Below are 17,051 nucleotides of genomic sequence, written 5' to 3' on the forward strand. Positions count from 1 at the left end.
CAAGCACCTACCAGCTAGTTTCTACTAATATCAAGTGCTTTTGAATAGGCAATCCCATCCACTTGAAAGAGTAAACCTTCTGGTCCACCATTTTGTGCAAATTCGGTTTGAATGGATTTGCGAGCTGGATATTTGCCATTAAATCTTTCTTTAATTACTTTTTCCATAACAGGAAGGTTCCAAATATCTCTAAAGAGACAGTCCATCTTAACAAGAGCATCTAGAGTCAAGCCAACTAGGGCAAGGCGACGTTCCATCTCATCAAAAGCTCCATTTATTTGGTCTTCAATAGGCTGCCCTAGATTACCAGAGCAATAATTTAAAAAGTAGAAATCCCCAGCTTCCACTAAACCTGTGTATGACCAATCCTCTTGAACGTCATAACGCTTGATACTTTTCATTTTCAATCCTCTTACATAAATCATTTTTAACATATTATATCAATTTATTATCCATTTCCAAATAAAAAGGTTGGTTTTCTTTTTCCTTTAAGTTAGGCTTAAGATTAGTAAATTTTTAGATGGTCACCCAGCATAAAAATGCTATAATAGACATAATCAAAAAAAACACTTTTTAACTAAGAAACTAGAAAGAAACAGGTAAATACATGAAAAAATTTGATGCCTTTAAAGAAACCCTCTCCTCAGATAGCTTAAAAGCTATTTATGAGGAAAGCAAACTTGAAGTGGCTAATGATGAACGTGAAGGTACAGAAGCTTTTTCAGCTGCTCTAGCAACTCAAATGGCTATTAACTTGGTTGACAGATACCACGCTTGGCTGGAAGAAGAAGACAAAAAATGAGCCAAACCATTACCTTTACTAATCCCTATGAAGATAGTAAGGTTAAAGAGTTACTAGAAGAAAAACTACTTATCCCCAGAAAAATCAGACACTTTTTAAGAACTAAAAAACATGTCCTGACTAATAACCAAATCATTACTTGGCAGGATACTGTGAAAAAAGGAGACCTTATTTCCCTTATCTTTGATGACGAAGATTATCCTCCTAAGACTATTAAGATGGGGGATGCCAGTTTAGTTGATTGCCTTTACCAAGATCAGAACCTTATTGTGGTTAATAAGCCAGCAGGAATGAAAAGCCACGGCAATGAGCCTAATGAATTGGCCCTTTTAAATCATGTGTCTGCCTTCGTTGGCCAGACCTCTTATATTATTCATCGTCTTGATATGGAGACAAGTGGTCTTATTATCTTTGCCAAAAATCCTTTTATTTTACCTATCATGAATAGGTTACTTGAAAAAAGGCAAATTAGCCGTGAATACTGGGCTTTAGTAGAAGGTTATCTTCCCAAGGATAGGCTTGTTTTTCAAGACCCTATTGGGCGACATCGCTATGACCGACGAATGCGTGTGGTTGATTATAAAAAAGGGCAGGCTGCACACACTGAAGTTAGGAGCCTAAAAACTTTTTCAAACAAGACAAGTCTACTTAGCTGCCAATTAAAAACTGGTCGTACTCATCAAATCAGGGTCCATTTGGCCCACCACAGACTTCCTATTGTTGGGGATCCCTTATACAATAATCATCATAAAAGCAGTAATCGTCTAATGCTGCATGCACATAGATTAAGCTTTATTCATCCTCTCAGCCTTGAAAACATTTGCCTTGAAGCTACTTCACCTTCATTTGAAAAAGGACTCCCTAACCCTTAGGAAGTCCTTTTGTTTATTCTTTATTTAGGGCAAGTCCTGGCAGTGGTTTTGAGAAATCAAATTCTGCATGTTCTCCTGCTTGCCAGATAATAGGAGTTAGGGTCTTACCATCTTGGTGAAGGCCAAAGGCATATTTTATGCCGCTACCACCTATACCACCTCCTATAATGATGATGGCACTATCTTTTTCATTTTCAAAGGTTAGTTGGTAATTACGGCCTGGTTTTTCATCCACCTTAGTTACTTTGGCACTGCTTTCTTCTGCAGGCTTTTTAGGATCTTTAAAGCTTACTTTTTTTCTGATGTTACCATCTTCTGAAATGGTCAAAGTATAGGTTGTATCATCTTTTTGGCCTGTCCAACTACCAAGTAAGGCTTCTGGAAAGACTGATGGTGCTTTTACGTTATTTTTTTCGGCTGTAACAGAAATATTTTTTGTTCCTGATTGACTAATAAGGTATTTAGAACCTGCCTTTTTCAGGGTAAGTTTTCCATTTAAATCATGGGTAATATGACCAGAAGTTCCCTTTTCAGGGTCCGTTGCCTTATCATACATAAAATTATAAACAGCTGAGAAATCTAAGAGGAAGGTTTCCTTTCCTACTTGAGTGAGGTTATTTAGGGCCACACTAGGAATCGAAAGAGAGGAGGCCTTTCTTTGATCCATCTCCATTTTACCTTTAATACTTTCTTTGAGGCCTTTATAGAAGTCATTATTAGCTCCTTGCTCAAAAAGCTCTGCTAGGTGTGTATCATCTTGACCCGTATTAATATAGGTTAGCAGATAATTGAAGGCTGATAATAGGTATTTACCGGCTTCTTCTTCTGTTAATAGATTATCAATATCCAGTTTGAGGTCTGAATTATCAGGATGATCAGCCAGGGTAAGCTTTTTAGACACCAATTCCCCATCTGGGAAATGTTTCTTAACATAAGCTTTTGATTTTCGTGTGACGGGATAATCACTCACTTGATATTGTCCTTCTTTTAAGGTGCCAATCCTATTATCGTCAAAATAAAGCTCAGAATCTTTTAAATTACTAGTAACTGTAAATGTTTTAAAGATAACAGATAAATCTAAAACATTATCCTTACCATCATAAGTTTTTTTGACATCAATCCTTTTGCCTTGATAGGTCCCAGAGATGCTAGCTGTATAATCTGAAATTGGTAGACGTTTGAGTGTCGTTGAAAAATCTTCGGAGCTAGTGGTTGTCACTTTTTTATGGTTAAGGAGAATATCAACCCCTTTTAAGTTGGTTTTAAGGGTTAAGGATAAGGGTTTCATGGCTATGCGATAATCAGGAAAGACCAGAAACTTTCGGCCAATAGATTTTATATAAACTTGGTCACTAGAATCAGCCTCTTTTAATTGCTTTTTAACTTCTTGTGCATGATCTGGATTAATCCGATGAAAGGTCGCATAGAGAGCCTCATCATTAGTTATTTTTTCATTGTTATCATCCCAAATTACATATTCCTTGATATTTTCAAAAACACGGCCATTGTGAATAGATCTTGCTTTCACATAGCGGTTGATATAGTTCGTTTTTGAATAATAATAGCTAGCAAATATTAGTAAAATAAATAATAAGAGCCCTATACTAATGCTACTTATTTTTACCCATTTTTTCTGTAAAAAGGTTTTCATGACTTTCTCCTAATCATTCATTTTAAGTTTTATTATATCAAAAATGCTAGGGTTTTTCTTTATGCTTTTAGGTTTTTGTTTTATTTAAGTGTCTAAAATCTATGAATTTGTATAAAAATGACTTTATTAACTTTACTACTAAGTACGAATTGCATTTTTTGCTACAGAGTGAAACCTGGTAATTAGGCTGAAGATTAAGACTATTTTTACCTATTGACGGTAAATTCTTGAATAATTAGTAAGACTGACTTATAATATCTCTGGAAGCGCCTACAAATACGGAGGATGATTATGTTAAAAAAGAAATTAAGCTTATGTGCCCTTGCTCTTTTAGCAACACTTAGTTTTCAAAGCTCAGCCTATGCTTGTACAGGTTTTATTATTGGAAAAAACTTAACAAGTGACGGTAGTACCCTTTATGGTCGTACTGAAGATTTAGAGCCCAATCATAATAAAAACTTTATTGTTAGAAAAGCTAAGGATAATAAGGCAGATGCGAAATGGAAAGACCAGGCCAATGGCTTTGAATACCCACTACCTAAGCACTCTTTTAAGTATACAGCTGTTCCTGATGTGACACCCAAAGAAGGGGTGTTTGACGAAGCAGGTACAAATGAATACGGGGTTTCAATGTCAGCTACAGTTTCTGCCTCTGCTAATGACAAGATACTAAAGGTAGATCCTTATATTAAAAATGGCTTAGCTGAATCTTCTATGGCTAGTCTTGTTTTACCTAGGGTTAAGACAGCTAAAGAAGGGATTGAGCTAATTGCCAAGGTCGTGAGGGAAAAAGGTTCTGCTGAAGGTAATATTGTTACTCTGGCTGATAAAGATGGGGTCTGGTATATGGAAATCTTATCTGGACACCAATATGCAGCTATTAAGTTCCCAGATGATAAATTCGCTGTCTTTCCTAATACTTTTTATTTAGGACATGTTAACTTCAATGATAAGGAAAATACAATTGTTTCTACTGGTATCGAAAAAGTTGCCCAAAAAGCAAATTCTTACAAGACAGTCGATGGACAATTCCATATTGCCCAATCTTATAATCCACCTCTCGCAGATGCCAATCGTTCACGGACCTTCTCAGGTATCAAATCTCTTGATCCCGATTCTAAAGTAACATACAAAGATGATTATTATGAGCTCTTGCAAAGTACCAGCAAGAAATTTACTTTAGAAGATGCTATGAAGCTACAGCGTAACCGTTTTGAAGGGCTTGATTTAAAACCTTTAGACCAAATGGAACTAGACGGTAAAGGAAAACCTAAGTCTAAGGCAGCTATTAAAGGTTATGCTTATCCTATTTCAAATCCCAATGTTATGGAAGCTCATATTTTCCAATTAAAAGAAGATATGCCTGCTGAAGTTGGTGGTGGGGTAATGTGGCTAGCAATGGGTAGTCCTAGAAATGCTCCTTATCTTCCTTATCTCGCTAATATCAGCCAGACCTACAAGGCTTACCACCAAGATAGCACGAAGTATAATAAAGACTCTTGGTACTGGACAGTTTCTCATATCAATGACATGGTTGCTGCTAATTCTAAAAAATTCGGTAGTCAAGTTATTGATGATATCCATGGCCTTGAAAAGACTTGGATGACCGAACAAGATAGTACTAATAAAGAGGTTTCCGACTTAGCTAAAACAAATCCTAAAGCTGCTCAGGATAAGGCTAATCAGGTATCCTTAGAACGTGCTGAAAAAACCTTCAAGCACTTAAAAGAGATTGAAAAGAGACTAGAAAAAGAAAGTTCACAAAACAAGGATAGCAAGACGGCCAAATGAGGAAATGCTTATTCCTAGTAAAAGAAAATGTTAAGTTTCCTTTAAGTTGACTTAGCTATACTATTTTTATCCTAAAGTTTTTCTTTTTCATAAATCTCAAAAGAAGCCCTCACTATGAGAGCTTCTTTTTTTGCTGTCTATAAGAATGGTCGGTTTAAAAGGTTACATCATACCGCCCATCATAGATGGATCCATGCCAGCTGGCATTGCTGGGCTTGCTGGTTCTGGTTTATTAGCCACAACAGCTTCTGTTGTTAAAATAAGACTAGCTACTGAGGCAGCATTTTGAAGGGCTGACCTTGATACTTTAACAGGGTCAATAATTCCTGTTTCAATCATATTTACCCATTCACCACTTGCTGCATTAAAACCTGTACCACTAGGGCTATTTTTGAGCTTATCAATAACGACAGAACCTTCATAGCCGGCATTATAAGCAATTTGGCGTACAGGTTCTTCTAGGGCACGAAGAACAATGTTACGTCCAGTTGCTTGGTCTCCTTCAAGGGCTAAGCTAGCAACCTTTTCAATAACTGAAACAAAGGCTGTACCACCACCAGAAACAATACCTTCTTCAACAGCAGCGCGTGTTGCATTTAAGGCATCTTCAATGCGTAATTTCATTTCTTTTAATTCTGTCTCTGTAGCTGCACCTACTTTAATAACTGCAATACCACCTGATAATTTAGCAAGGCGTTCTTGTAGTTTTTCACGGTCAAATTCAGAAGTGGTTGTTTCAAGTTGGGATTTGATTAAACCAACACGGTTAGCAATAGCTTCTTCACTTCCTGCTCCTTCAACAATAACAGTAGAGTCTTTATCCACAGTCACACGAGCTGCTTGACCAAGGGCTGAAATGGTTGCATCTTTGAGTTCTAAGCCAAGGTCTTCTGTAATAACTGTTCCACCTGTCAAGATAGCAATATCTTCAAGCATGGCTTTTCTACGGTCACCAAAACCAGGTGCTTTAACAGCAACTACATTAAAGGTTCCACGAATTTTATTTAAAACTAAGGTTGGTAGTGCTTCGCCATCTACATCATCAGCAATAATTAAGAGTGGACGATTAGTTTTGAGGACTTCTTCAAGTAATGGTAGGATTTCTTGAATGTTTGAAACCTTTTTATCTGTAATTAAGATAAATGGTTTTTCTAGGTCTGCAACCATTTTCTCGTTATCTGTCACCATATATTGAGAAAGATAACCACGGTCAAATTGCATACCTTCTACAACATCAAGTTCAGTTTCCATACCACGAGATTCCTCGATAGTAATGACACCATCATTACCAACACGTTCCATAGCTTCAGAAATATAATCTCCAACTTTTTCAGAACGTGATGAAACAGCTGCTACTTGGGCAATAGCTTCCTTACCCGAAACAGGTTGAGAAATTGCTTTTAACTCTTCTACAGCAGTAGCAGTTGCTATTTCAATACCACGACGAATACCAATTGGGTTTGCACCAGCAGTAACGTTTTTTAATCCTTCACGAACAATTGCTTGAGTTAATACTGTTGCTGTGGTTGTTCCATCACCTGCAATATCATTGGTTTTTGAAGCAACTTCTGAAACTAACTTAGCTCCCATATTTTCAAAATGATCTTCTAGTTCAATTTCTTTAGCAATAGTTACCCCATCATTGGTAATAAGTGGTGAACCAAATGCTTTTTCAAGGACAACATTACGTCCTTTTGGTCCAAGGGTTACTTTAACCGTATCAGCTAAAATATCCACACCTTTAACCATTGCTGCACGCGCATCTGCTGAAAATTTAATTTCTTTTGACATTTAAAAACCTACTTTCTTTTTTAAATTCTACTGGTAATATTCTCTGTTTGAAGTTCTTAATTGGTAATAATGGCCAAGATGTCAGCCTCACGAATAAGAGATACCGTTTCATTTTCTAGGCTTACTTCTAAATCATGTCCACTTTCAACAAGGACCTGGTCACCAACCTTAACAGAAGGGGCTACAATATCACCTGTAATTGTGCGTATTCCTGTTTCACTTACTGCTAAAACTTCTGCTTTACGTGTTGATTCTTTATGAGCTCCTGCCAGTACAAAACCACCAACGGTCTGTTCTTTTTCTTCTTCAAATTTAACGACCACACGGTCACCTAATGGTTTTAACATGAGATTTCCTCCATCTAAACTGTTTTAGTAATTTTAGCACTCTACATCAACGAGTGCTAGTTACATTTTCTATTTTAACACTTGGTCAAAAATAGTCAAGAAAAAGAGTATGGTTTTTCCATACTCTTTGAGAAATTTTAGAATTCTTGAATGTCAAACTTCAATTTGCCCCGTGACAAACCAATTTTAATTGTTTTACCTTCTGATAATTGGCCAGAAAGAATCAACTCTGACAATTTGTCCTCAATTTGTGTTTGCAAAGTTCTTCTGAGTGGACGGGCACCCATTTCGCTGTCGTAGCCTTGTTCAGAAAGGTATTTAAGAGCCGATGCTTGAAGCTTAAGTTCAATCCCTTTTTCCTTAAGGGTAGCAATTAATGGCTTAACCATAATCATAATGACTTGGCGAATGTCTTCTTGACTTAAACTGTGGAAGACAACTTTTTCATCAATACGATTAATAAATTCAGGTCGATAAGCCTTCTTCAATTCTTCCAAGATCCGTTTTTCCATAGCCTGGTAATCTTGGGTGATGTCTTTAACTCCAAAGCCAACTGTCTTATCATCCCTAAGAGCTGTAGCTCCTATATTGCTGGTCATAATAATGATAGTATTTGAAAAGTCTACTTTCCGGCCTCTACTATCTGTTAAAACCCCATCATCAAGGACTTGGAGTAAGATATTAAAAATATCTGGATGGGCCTTTTCAACCTCGTCAAATAACAGAACCGAATAGGGTTTATTTCTAACTTTTTCAGTTAATTCGCCACCCTCATCATAGCCAACATAGCCCGGAGGAGCTCCATTAAGACGGCTTGCCGCAAATTTCTCCATGTATTCTGACATGTCAAAACGAATCAGGGCTGATTCATCATCAAAGAGAAGCTCTGCTAATGCCTTGGCTAACTCTGTTTTACCAACACCTGTTGGCCCTAAGAACATAAAGGAGCCGATGGGCCTTCTTCCTGTCCTAATACCAGACTGATTCCGACGAATAGCTCTGGAAATAGCTGAAACAGCATCATCTTGTCCAATGACACGTTTATGCAGTTCTTTTTCAAGGTTAAGATATTTTTGATTATCTGCTTTACTAATTTTCTCAACTGGAATACCAGATAATTTACTTAAAGTAGACATAATATGCTCTTGTGTCACTGGAGTTGGTTTTAGAACTTGTTTTTGTGATTTTTTAATCAGTTTAGCAACTTGCTTGAAATTACCTTCTAAAATGGCTTGATCAATAGGAGTGATAGCTGATGGCTTTTCCTTTTTCACAAGACTTTGTACTCTTGCACTTGTTTCGTCTAGTAAATCAATAGCCGAATCAGGCAAATTCTTACTGGTTAGATAACGGTGTGCAAGTTTAACAGCTTTTTCTACAGCCTCATTAGAAATAAGAACATTATGATAGACTTCGTAGGATTTTTTAAGTCCCATTAGAATATGATAGGCTTCCTCAGTGCTTGGTTCTTCTATGAGAATCTTAGCAAAGCGACGAGATAAAGCTGAATCTTTTTCAATATGTTTTTGATATTCTTCTTGGGTCGTAGCACCCACCATGTGAAGTGTCCCTCTTGAAAGGGCTGGCTTTAAAATATTAGCAGCATCTAGTGTACTATCAATCCCACTACCAGATCCCATAATGGTGTGTAATTCATCAACAAATAAAATGATATGCCCATCTGCTTCTATATCATCAATGATTTGATTCATACGTTCTTCAAAATCACCACGAAAACGAGTTCCAGCAACAACACTCATCATATCGAGTTCTAAAACACGCATCTCTTGTAACTCATAAGGAATAGCCCCATCAACAATTCTTTGAGCTAGGCCATAAGCAAGAGCGGTTTTCCCAACACCTGCATCTCCAACTAAAACGGGATTATTTTTGGTTTTACGGCTTAGGATTTGAACTATGCGAGATATCTCTTTATCTCTACCAATAACTGGTTCTAACAAGCCTTGGCTGGCCATTTCTGTTAAATCACGCGTAAAGTCAGATAAGTCCCCAGCTGTAGGGCTTGGTTTTATCATTTCAGAAAAACCATTACTTACTCTTGCTTTTTTAGGGCGTTTAAGTTCATAGATAGCTTTAATGGTTTCTTTACTATAGGCTGCTTGTATTTCGATAGCTTTTCTTAAATCAGCTAGACGTAAGCCACCTTTCCCATCATCTTTTATTTTAAAGCCTGCTAACTCGAGAAGTCTTGTAGCCATAATATCTGGATTTAACAAGATAGCAAAAAGAACATGTTCTGAACCAACTTCATGAGCCTTTGTTACTTGAGAAATAAGATCTGAGAACTCAAGGATTTGTGAGAGAGTACGCGATTGTACCCTCATATAAATATCTTTAATCTGGTCCTTAGGTGGCTTTCCCACTGCTAAGATAGCAGCAGCTTCATATTCTTCCAAGGCAACTTTAGATTCAAAATCACTAAAAATTAGCCCTGCAATAGAATTATCCACAGCTACCATTGCTAAAAGCAAGTGCCACGTTTCAAGATATTGACTGTCAAAGCGAGCAGCCTGAAACTGGGCATGTTTAAAAATTTCTTGCATTTTTGCTGAATAGTCTATCATTAATTGCTTCCCTTTCTGTCTATACGTTGCAATAATTGGAAAAGCATGCGAGCACGAATGTCACCCGCATTATTGCCTAAGACCTCATCACTTGCCATAGACAAAATAAAATTTCCTTCTCGCTCGGTTAGTAAATGTTCATCAAACAAGAGCTGGATGGAGTCCATGAAGACTTGTTCACTAACTCGATTACCTATATTAGCTGCGAGATTCCCAATAAGATGATGTTTATCAGAGAAGTGGATTTTTGCAATACGAATATAGCCGCCACCACCACGTTTACTTTCCACTTCATAGCCTCGACTTTGGGTAAATCTTGTTTTTATAACATAATTAATCTGACTTGGCACTACTTGGAATGAATCAGCTAAAAGTGACCGCTTTATCTCCGCAATCCCTGATTGTGCCAATAATTCTTTGATATATTCTTCAATACTATCTGACGCGTTCTTGCTTGGCATGCACTCACTCCTTTAACTCATACAGACTCAGCACTTTTAAGCAATACCGTTCTGTTTTTGACTAAAACTGACTTTAATTATAACAAAATAGGCTTAGGAAAAGCAAATCTTAATAGTTACGCTTTTTAGTCATAGCAAAAACAGATAAAGCCTATCTGTTGGAATCAAAGTTAAGCTGATATTAATATTAAAAGTATTGTAAACTTAATTAATCTATCATAGAGTCCGATTTTATTTCTTGCAAACGTTTTCTTTGGTGTTATAATGTAACTGAATAAATTGTTAACTTTTAGTTGTTTTTGATAAGTGAAATGGAGGATACCATATGAACTACGACCCAAGACAAAAGAATGGTTTAGGTGAAAACTTAAGCTCTCAAAATAAAAGAGTTGGTAAGCAGCCTGGAATGTCAACAGCTGCAGGTAGACCTGTTTATGATAATCTGGATACCATGACTGCTGGCAAACGGGGGCCTGCCATGTTACAAGACGTTTGGCTTCAAGAAAAGTTAGCCCAATTTAATCGTGAAGTCATTCCCGAAAGACGGATGCATGCAAAAGGTTCTGGTGCTTTTGGTACCTTTACAGTAACTGCTGATATAACTAAATATTCTAAGGCAAAAATCTTCTCAGAAATTGGTAAAAAAACGGAAATGTTTGCACGTTTTTCAACTGTAGCTGGAGAACGTGGAGCTGCAGATACAGAACGGGATATTCGTGGCTTTGCCCTAAAATTTTACACTGAAGAAGGCAATTGGGATATGGTTGGCAATAACACGCCTGTATTCTTCTTTAGAGATGGCAAACATTTTATTGACCTTAACCACGCCGTTAAGAGAGATCCTAGAACAAATATGCGTTCCGCAAATACTAACTGGGATTTCTGGACATCTCTGCCAGAAGCTCTGCATCAAGTAACTATTGTTATGTCTGACCGGGGTATCCCATCATCTGTAAGATATATGCACGGCTATTCATCTCATGCTTACTCCCTAATAAATGCTGAAAACAAGCGCGTGTGGAACAAGTTCTTCTTTATTTCTCAACAAGGTATTCAAAACTATACTGACCAAGAAGCGGAAATGCTTGTGGGAATGGACCGTGAGGCAAGTCAACGCGATTTATATGAAGCTATTGAAAAAGGCATGTTCCCAAAATGGAAAATGTATGTTCAGATTATGACTGAAGAAGAAGCCAAAAATATGCCCTATAATCCTTTTGATTTAACAAAAGTTTGGTACAAAGAAGACTTTCCACTTATTGAAGTCGGTGAATTTGAACTAAACCGTAATCCAGAAAATTATTTTGCTGAAGTTGAACAAGCTGCCTTTTCACCTGCAAATATTGTCCCAGGAATTGATTTTTCACCTGACAAAATGCTTCAGGCTCGCCTGATGGCTTATCCAGATGCTCAACGTTACCGCTTAGGTGTTAACCATCACCAAATTCCAGTCAACAGCCCTAAAGGCGTTAAAAACTATCATTCCTTTCATAGAGACGGTCAAATGCGTGTCGATGGTAATCTTGGTTCTGAATTACATTACGTCCCAAACTCTTATGGTAATTGGACAGACCATCCTGAAATGAAGGAACCGCTTCAAGAAGGTGGTGATATCTATGCTTTTGACTTCCGTGAAGATGACCATGATTACTTTACTCAGCCAGGTAAACTGTTCAAGGCAATGAGTGAGGAACAAAAATTGGTGCTTTTTGAAAATACTGCACGCAATATGGGAGATTCAACCTTACAAATTAAGCACCGTCATATTAACCATTGTTATCAAGCTGACCCAGAATATGGTAAGGGTATCGCAAAAGCTCTAGGACTCAATATTGACGAGGTCGATTTAAGACCAATGGAACACAAATCCCGAGAAGAAAATGATGCAGACAATGCACGAAATAGTCACTTGCAAGAACCCACTATGCCAGCAGATCCGGAGTCTGCACGTAATTTACCACCTCAAGGACGTGATACAAATGTTTCTGACCCAAGACTTCTATCTGACTGGAAAAAGGACCCTTATATCTTATAAGACTGATAACTTGTGCATCCTGATTAAAACCCTTTGGGATATTACAAGCTGTCTATAAAAAATAAAACTTCCTTGCTATTTTAGCAGGGAAGTTTTTTGAAAATAATTTAAAGCCGGTATTTTGATATGCCTATAAAAGAAGATTTGAAGCTTTAAAAACTCGCAGGCTCAGTGTTCTTAATATCAAAAAGGAAAGGATAGCTTTTATCCTTTCCAGCTCTAGTAGCACTTACAAGTTAACAAAAAGAGCAAAAAGGCAGATAACACGTTATCTGCCTTTATTTTATTTGTTTATCTACTGATTAAGATAATTTAGTGATATTCACTGCTTGAGGGCCACGTTGACCTTCTTCTACATCAAATTCCACTTTTTGTCCTTCGTCTAAAGATTTAAAACCATTAGACTGGATTGCTGAAAAATGTGCGAAGACATCTTGACCTTCTTCAGTTGAGATAAAACCGAAACCTTTTTCAGCGTTAAACCATTTAACTGTACCTTGTGCCATTTACATCCACTTCCTTTCTAAAATGCTGTTTGTAAAAATAGAGAGAAATGAAGATGTTAAACACATATATTTACTCAAAAACTAATTTACAGTCTCAGTATAGCAAAAGAGACCATGTCTGTCAATATAAAACATTAAAAGTACTTTAAAACATTAGGAAGGAAGCGCTTTAAATAATAAGCAAATTTTTTAGTTGTATTTAGGAAGATTCTAGGCTACAATGTGATTGATTTTAGTAGAAAAAAATAAATTATTAAAATATCCCACAACTATAGCTTCTGAGTGATTGATTTTAGTAGAAAAAAATAAATTATTAAAATATCCCACAACTATAGCTTCTGAGCATTGCCTACTAACTAAGTACCTAGAAATAAAGGAGAAACAATGACTGATACTGATCTTACTAATCGTATCCAAAAAATGCGCCAAAAATATGTTGACCACGACCTATCTAACTTGAAACAAGGAGACTATACTTGCCAAGACATACGCAAGGCAAAAAAACTAAAAAAACGCTTAATTGCTCTAGAAAAAGAACGCTGCCACCGTCTGATTGAACATGCCGATGTTTCTCATATCGATCAAAAAATTGCTTCTCTTAAAAGTGATTATATAAAAGAAAGTGTGGCTCCAAAAGAACAAGGAGAGGTATAAGGATGTCAATTACCCTCCTTCTCATTGTTTTTTTGTTAGCTCTTATATTATCAAACGTCATTAATAGAATTTTACCTCAAATCCCTCTACCTGCTATCCAACTGCTATTTGGTATTTTATTTGGTATTTTTAATAAAAAACAAGCCCTAGTTCTAGATCCAGAGCTTTTTTTAGCCTTTGTTATTGCTCCGCTTAACTTCCGAGAAGGTCAAGAAACAGATGTTAGGAGCTTTTTAAGAAATAGAGGCCTAGTCATCTATCTTATTTTACCCACTGTCTTAATCACAACCCTGTTAATGGGTTTTAGTATAAGAGAACTCTTACCTATTGATATCCCTCTTGCCTTATGCTTTGCAATGGGGGCTGCTTTAGCTCCTACTGATGCCGTAGCTTTCTTATCTTTAGCTAAACGTTTTAGGTTCCCTAAGACCATTAAAAACATTTTAACCTCTGAAGGACTCCTTAATGATGCTAGTGGTTTGGTGGCCTTCCAATTCTCATTAACAGCCTTGGTCACTGGGTATTTTTCGCTAACAACTGCCAGTTTTCACCTCTTTTTAGCTATTGTTGGAGGGATAGCTATCGGCTTACTCTTTTCCCTTCTAAATCGGATTTTTCTATCAATACTTGAGAAATTTGATGCAGCTGATGTCACTGGGGCCCTCTTGCTAGAATTAACACTGCCTTTTGTTGTTTATCTGCTTGCTTCTTTTTTAAATGTTTCTGGTATTATTGCTGTTGTCATTGCAGGGGTTTTGCAGGCTAACCGTTTAAAGAAGGTAACCCTCTTTGACGCCCAAGTAGACCGTGTAACTAATATTATTTGGGAGACCATCAATTTCATCTTAAATGGCTTTGTCTTTCTGGTCTTTGGGGTGGAGCTCGCAAAACTTACCGGACCCGTTTTAACAAGCCCAGAATATAGTAATTTATATCTTTTATTACTTGTTTTTGGATTAACAGCATTACTCTTTTTCTACCGTTTCTTGGCTTTTCTTGCTTACTATTTTTATAGAAGTTTTCATTCTAAAAAGCCTCTTCGAAAATATCTAAAGGCCATTAATCTCTTAACCTTTTCTGGTGTTAAAGGAAGCGTTTCAATCGCAATTGTTTTATTATTGCCACAAATTGATCCCTTTATCAATAACTTTACCCTCTTTATTGTCGGTTCAGTAACTCTTTTAAGCTTTTTGACAGGATTGGTTATTTTACCAAGGTTGGCACCCCTAGATACTGCTCCCAAAAGCCATTTGACCAAGATCTCTATTTTAGTTAATGTCCTCAAAAAATTAGGAGACGAAAGCCGTTTAGCGCCTGACAATCAAGCTGCTCTTTATTATGTTATGGATGCCTATAATCACCGCATTGAGCATTTGATTTTGGAACAAGAGCCAAACAATGTTAAAGAAGACCTTGCTGAGCTACAACTCCTTATTCTTTCGATTGAAAGCGAGGGCCTAGAGTATGCCTTTACTCATAAGAAGATGTCCTTATTTGAATATCGCATTTACCACTCCTATCTTAAGTCACTTGAAAGACAGGTTAACCGCAGCTTTACCTCCAGCTTCAGCTATACCTTGACAATTCTTGTAAGGGCTCTCCGCCATATTTTGAGAGAACTTATTTCCATTGGGAATCCTCGTCAACGAAAATTTTCCTTCTGGAAAAAGAAAGCCCCTTTAAGCCAAGAAAATCGTGATAACCTAACTGATCTCTATTTAAATAATACCGAGCTCATACTAGAAACTCTAGAAGATATGGAGGGCTTTTATAACTCTTCTTTAGTTAATTTCCTTCAAAAACAAAGAATTCAAAATGCTGAATTAATTAAGTCTGGTCTATTTGTAGAACGTGTTATAACAGACTACATTCCAGATACTAGTGGTGAAAGACTACACGGTTATTATCTTGAAAGGCAAATGATTTATGAATTTGAAGCTCGAGGGGACTTAACTGCCTCAGAAGCTCAAACCTATCTTGAAGAAGTTAATGAATTGGAAAGCTATGCCTTAAGAGATAATTCTCCAAACTTTGCCTATGACCTTGTTAAGTATAGAAATAACTAAAGCAGCTCAGCTTATCTCAAGAAAACTATTACAATAGCAAGACTAAAAAAAGGGGTTAGTCCCCTTTTTCGTTTTAATTCAGTTACCAAATACTGGCAGGACCGCAAACAAGATAAACATATTAATCCAGAAGGCAAAAATAAAGAGTAGCCCCCACATAAGCAAATAGTATTTTTTAGCAACAATTGCCATTAAAATAGCTATTAAACCAAGTACTATAAATAATTTTTGCATGACAAATAGATAAACCGAAAAGCCAAGAAAGCTTATATCCCAAGGAAGAAAAAAGATTCCCAGCCACAATAATACGACTCCGACTACATAGTACTTAGTGTAATGATTAATCACTTGTTTAAAACTCAACATCTCTATAGCACCTATCCTTTCAAACTAAAGCTATCTAATGTATTAATTAAAAATCTTACCATGATGGCCGGTTTTTGGCCGGTTTTTTCTTTTTCTGTCCTTTTACAAAAACAAAGAAACCTTGATTTAACAACGTTTTTACGAGGTTAATCAAGGCTTCGTTTGTATATAAAAGGCGGTAGACGGATTTGAACCGACGATCAAGCTTTTGCAGAGCCGTGCCTTACCACTTGGCTATACCGCCGCAACAGTAATTATTTTACTCTAAAAATAAAAAAAGGTCAAGGTAAATTTATAGGGGCCCGGCCACAAAAAATTTCACTTTAATAAATAACATTTTTTTCTCATAAAAGTCTTTTTTCAAAAAATTGGCAATCTTTCAGACCTATTATAGCAATTCTCATTTATTTTCCTATGAAAAAACAGAAAATAGCTGTGTAATTTTCTGAATTTTATAATAAAAATCGAAGCGCTTTCTTTGGACATTTTTCAAAACTTTTCCTATAATACGGTTAACAAAATGAAGGAGGACATTTATATGTCATTAGTCGGAAAAGAAATTGCTGAATTTTCAGCAGATGCATTCCTCAACGGGGAATTCATAAAAGTTAGCAACGATGATATTAAAGGAAAATGGTCTATTTTCTGTTTCTACCCTGCTGACTTCTCATTTGTATGCCCAACAGAACTTGGTGACTTACAAGAACAATATGAAACTTTAAAATCATTAGGTGTTGAAGTTTATTCTGTATCAACTGACACACACTTTGTTCATAAAGCATGGCATGACGATTCAGATGTTGTAGGAACTATTACTTACACTATGATTGGTGACCCTTCACATCAAATTTCACAAGCCTTTGACGTTCTTGATGAAAGCGGACTTGCTCAACGTGGTACATTTATCATTGACCCAGATGGTATCATCCAAATGGTTGAAATTAATGCTGATGGTATTGGACGTGATGCAAGTACCTTAATTGATAAAGTTCGTGCAGCTCAATATATTCGCAAACATCCAGGTGAAGTATGTCCAGCTAAATGGAAAGAAGGCGAAGAAACTCTTACACCTAGCCTTGACCTTGTTGGAAAAATCTAAAACATAACTTATTATCATATCAGAA

Annotated in this window: 15 protein-coding genes and 1 tRNA gene; 7 read left to right on the forward strand and 9 right to left on the reverse strand. The window is 36.6% G+C overall.

From position 1 onward, the window contains the following. Nucleotides 1–14: 14 nt before the first annotated feature. Entirely contained in the window at nt 15–401 is a 387-nt protein-coding gene (locus tag A3GU_RS0104730; protein WP_018366399.1) for a RidA family protein, read from the reverse strand. A gap of 206 nt (nt 402–607) precedes the next feature. Here A3GU_RS0104730 and A3GU_RS0104735 point away from each other — a divergent pair, with 206 nt between their 5' ends. Next, nucleotides 608–802 (forward strand): hypothetical protein, encoded by a 195-nt coding sequence (locus A3GU_RS0104735; protein WP_018366400.1) that lies wholly within the window; start codon nt 608–610, stop codon nt 800–802. Then, a complete protein-coding gene (locus A3GU_RS0104740; protein ID WP_018366401.1) occupies nt 799–1,674 on the forward strand; it encodes an RluA family pseudouridine synthase in 876 nt (291 codons plus the stop codon). The genes A3GU_RS0104735 and A3GU_RS0104740 overlap by 4 nt, the downstream gene beginning before the upstream one ends. 13 nt (nt 1,675–1,687) lie before the next feature. Here the strand turns inward: A3GU_RS0104740 and A3GU_RS0104745 are convergent, their stop codons facing one another. Continuing rightward, a complete protein-coding gene (locus A3GU_RS0104745) occupies nt 1,688–3,325 on the reverse strand; it encodes a zinc ribbon domain-containing protein (protein ID WP_018366402.1) in 1,638 nt (545 codons plus the stop codon). A 291-nt stretch (nt 3,326–3,616) separates the two neighbouring features. Here A3GU_RS0104745 and A3GU_RS0104750 point away from each other — a divergent pair, with 291 nt between their 5' ends. Then, nucleotides 3,617–5,116 (forward strand): C69 family dipeptidase, encoded by a 1,500-nt coding sequence (locus A3GU_RS0104750; protein WP_018366403.1) that lies wholly within the window; start codon nt 3,617–3,619, stop codon nt 5,114–5,116. 162 nt (nt 5,117–5,278) lie between these two features. Here the strand turns inward: A3GU_RS0104750 and groL are convergent, their stop codons facing one another. The 4 genes from groL to A3GU_RS0104770 all read right to left on the reverse strand — a co-directional run bounded on the left by groL (nt 5,279) and on the right by A3GU_RS0104770 (nt 10,300). Continuing rightward, nucleotides 5,279–6,907: a chaperonin GroEL gene (gene groL / locus A3GU_RS0104755; protein ID WP_018366404.1), complete on the reverse strand. Its 1,629-nt coding sequence runs from the start codon at nt 6,905–6,907 to the stop codon at nt 5,279–5,281. 56 nt (nt 6,908–6,963) lie between these two features. Beyond that, nucleotides 6,964–7,254, reverse strand: a complete 291-nt coding sequence (gene groES / locus A3GU_RS0104760) for a co-chaperone GroES (protein WP_018366405.1) — start codon at nt 7,252–7,254, stop codon at nt 6,964–6,966. Nucleotides 7,255–7,391: 137 nt separating this feature from the next. Next, nucleotides 7,392–9,839 (reverse strand): ATP-dependent Clp protease ATP-binding subunit, encoded by a 2,448-nt coding sequence (locus tag A3GU_RS0104765; protein WP_018366406.1) that lies wholly within the window; start codon nt 9,837–9,839, stop codon nt 7,392–7,394. Then, nucleotides 9,839–10,300 carry a CtsR family transcriptional regulator gene (locus A3GU_RS0104770; protein WP_018366407.1) on the reverse strand — a complete coding sequence of 154 codons (462 nt, stop codon included), beginning with the start codon at nt 10,298–10,300 and terminating at the stop codon, nt 9,839–9,841. The genes A3GU_RS0104765 and A3GU_RS0104770 overlap by 1 nt, the downstream gene beginning before the upstream one ends. Nucleotides 10,301–10,625: 325 nt before the next feature. Here A3GU_RS0104770 and A3GU_RS0104775 point away from each other — a divergent pair, with 325 nt between their 5' ends. Continuing rightward, nucleotides 10,626–12,335 carry a catalase gene (locus tag A3GU_RS0104775; RefSeq protein WP_018366408.1) on the forward strand — a complete coding sequence of 570 codons (1,710 nt, stop codon included), beginning with the start codon at nt 10,626–10,628 and terminating at the stop codon, nt 12,333–12,335. 302 nt (nt 12,336–12,637) lie between these two features. Here A3GU_RS0104775 and A3GU_RS0104780 read toward each other — a convergent pair whose 3' ends face one another. Beyond that, nucleotides 12,638–12,841, reverse strand: coding sequence for a cold-shock protein (locus tag A3GU_RS0104780; RefSeq protein WP_018366409.1), 204 nt, complete (start codon nt 12,839–12,841; stop codon nt 12,638–12,640). Between the two features lie 384 nt (nt 12,842–13,225). Between A3GU_RS0104780 and A3GU_RS0104785 the strand changes: the two genes are divergently transcribed. Both A3GU_RS0104785 and A3GU_RS0104790 read left to right on the forward strand, forming a co-directional pair. Continuing rightward, the gene (locus A3GU_RS0104785) at nt 13,226–13,495 is read left to right on the forward strand and encodes a hypothetical protein (protein WP_018366410.1); all 270 of its coding nucleotides are present in this window, start codon (nt 13,226–13,228) and stop codon (nt 13,493–13,495) included. Nucleotides 13,496–13,497: 2 nt separating this feature from the next. After that, the gene (locus A3GU_RS0104790) at nt 13,498–15,561 is read left to right on the forward strand and encodes a cation:proton antiporter (protein ID WP_018366411.1); all 2,064 of its coding nucleotides are present in this window, start codon (nt 13,498–13,500) and stop codon (nt 15,559–15,561) included. A 78-nt stretch (nt 15,562–15,639) separates the two neighbouring features. Here the strand turns inward: A3GU_RS0104790 and A3GU_RS0104795 are convergent, their stop codons facing one another. Continuing rightward, nucleotides 15,640–15,927 (reverse strand): hypothetical protein, encoded by a 288-nt coding sequence (locus A3GU_RS0104795; protein ID WP_018366412.1) that lies wholly within the window; start codon nt 15,925–15,927, stop codon nt 15,640–15,642. Between the two features lie 173 nt (nt 15,928–16,100). Beyond that, nucleotides 16,101–16,171, reverse strand: a tRNA-Cys gene (locus A3GU_RS0104800). Between the two features lie 294 nt (nt 16,172–16,465). On the opposite strand from A3GU_RS0104800, the gene ahpC reads away from it, so the two are divergent. Continuing rightward, the gene (gene ahpC / locus A3GU_RS0104805) at nt 16,466–17,026 is read left to right on the forward strand and encodes an alkyl hydroperoxide reductase subunit C (protein WP_018366413.1); all 561 of its coding nucleotides are present in this window, start codon (nt 16,466–16,468) and stop codon (nt 17,024–17,026) included. The last annotated feature ends 25 nt before the right edge of the window (nt 17,027–17,051 follow it).

Origin of the sequence: Streptococcus didelphis DSM 15616 (assembly GCF_000380005.1) — a bacterium.
Taxonomy (GTDB): domain Bacteria; phylum Bacillota; class Bacilli; order Lactobacillales; family Streptococcaceae; genus Streptococcus; species Streptococcus didelphis.

Bases quoted from the DNA above. Each gene is read 5' to 3' on its own strand.
- A3GU_RS0104740 (WP_018366401.1), top strand. From the start codon at position 799: ATGAGCCAAACCATTACCTTTACTAATCCCTATGAAGATAGTAAGGTT.
- A3GU_RS0104770 (WP_018366407.1), bottom strand. From the start codon at position 10,300: ATGCCAAGCAAGAACGCGTCAGATAGTATTGAAGAATATATCAAAGAA.
- A3GU_RS0104775 (WP_018366408.1), top strand. From the start codon at position 10,626: ATGAACTACGACCCAAGACAAAAGAATGGTTTAGGTGAAAACTTAAGC.
- A3GU_RS0104730 (WP_018366399.1), bottom strand. From the start codon at position 401: ATGAAAAGTATCAAGCGTTATGACGTTCAAGAGGATTGGTCATACACA.
- A3GU_RS0104750 (WP_018366403.1), top strand. From the start codon at position 3,617: ATGTTAAAAAAGAAATTAAGCTTATGTGCCCTTGCTCTTTTAGCAACA.
- groES (WP_018366405.1), bottom strand. From the start codon at position 7,254: ATGTTAAAACCATTAGGTGACCGTGTGGTCGTTAAATTTGAAGAAGAA.
- A3GU_RS0104745 (WP_018366402.1), bottom strand. From the start codon at position 3,325: ATGAAAACCTTTTTACAGAAAAAATGGGTAAAAATAAGTAGCATTAGT.
- groL (WP_018366404.1), bottom strand. From the start codon at position 6,907: ATGTCAAAAGAAATTAAATTTTCAGCAGATGCGCGTGCAGCAATGGTT.
- A3GU_RS0104765 (WP_018366406.1), bottom strand. From the start codon at position 9,839: ATGATAGACTATTCAGCAAAAATGCAAGAAATTTTTAAACATGCCCAG.
- A3GU_RS0104780 (WP_018366409.1), bottom strand. From the start codon at position 12,841: ATGGCACAAGGTACAGTTAAATGGTTTAACGCTGAAAAAGGTTTCGGT.
- A3GU_RS0104790 (WP_018366411.1), top strand. From the start codon at position 13,498: ATGTCAATTACCCTCCTTCTCATTGTTTTTTTGTTAGCTCTTATATTA.
- A3GU_RS0104785 (WP_018366410.1), top strand. From the start codon at position 13,226: ATGACTGATACTGATCTTACTAATCGTATCCAAAAAATGCGCCAAAAA.
- A3GU_RS0104795 (WP_018366412.1), bottom strand. From the start codon at position 15,927: ATGTTGAGTTTTAAACAAGTGATTAATCATTACACTAAGTACTATGTA.
- A3GU_RS0104735 (WP_018366400.1), top strand. From the start codon at position 608: ATGAAAAAATTTGATGCCTTTAAAGAAACCCTCTCCTCAGATAGCTTA.
- ahpC (WP_018366413.1), top strand. From the start codon at position 16,466: ATGTCATTAGTCGGAAAAGAAATTGCTGAATTTTCAGCAGATGCATTC.